Below are 642 nucleotides of genomic sequence, written 5' to 3'. Positions count from 1 at the left end.
GGAGCAAATCAATGTAGCAGAAAGTGGGGGCCTTTATGCGCACCAAATCTTCATTTCTCGTGCGGAGCACGGCCTCGGTTCTGGCCATCGCACTCGCGGCAGGTTTTTCATGCAGCGCCCAGGCGCAGGACAATGTTGGTGCTTCGGAGAGCGGCGGCGGTGGCGATGTCATCGTCACCGGATCGCGTATTCGTCGCCCGGCCGATTTCGACACATCGAGCCCGTTGGTCTCGATAACGGCGCAGTCGATCGAACAAGCCGGCTCGACCAATGTGACTGACTTTCTCTCCCGGTTTCCGGCGCTGCAAAGTTCATCGCTCTCTGCGGATAATGCGGGTGATCGTGGCAGCATCGGCACGACCGGCCAGAACCTGCTTGATCTGCGCAATCTGGGGCCGCAGCGCACGCTCGTGCTCATCAATGGCCGCCGCCATGTTGGCGGCGTGGCCGGCGAGGGCTCGGTCGACATCAATACCATTCCAAGCGATCTGATCGAGCGGGTCGATGTGCTGACGGGCGGTGAGTCTACCGTTTACGGTGCGGATGCCGTTTCGGGCGTCGTCAATTTCGTGATGAAGGACAATTTCGAGGGGCTTCGCACGCGGATGCAGGCCGGCACCTCGCGCTATGGCGATGCGAGTC

1 protein-coding gene is annotated in these 642 nt (G+C 60.9%); it reads left to right on the top strand.

Annotation, left to right across the window (positions count from 1 at the left end; all coding sequences use genetic code 11):
- Positions 1-35: 35 nt before the first annotated feature.
- Positions 36-642: TonB-dependent receptor plug domain-containing protein (locus tag BGN95_RS07400; protein WP_286772138.1), on the top strand; the 607-nt coding region annotated here is incomplete at its 3' end.

Source organism: Sphingomonas sp. 66-10, from assembly GCF_001897045.1.
GTDB classification, from domain to species: Bacteria; Pseudomonadota; Alphaproteobacteria; order Sphingomonadales; family Sphingomonadaceae; genus Sphingomonas; species Sphingomonas lycopersici.
The sequence above is the reverse complement of the archived record's forward strand: the minus strand, read 5'-3'. Positions and strand labels throughout refer to the sequence as shown.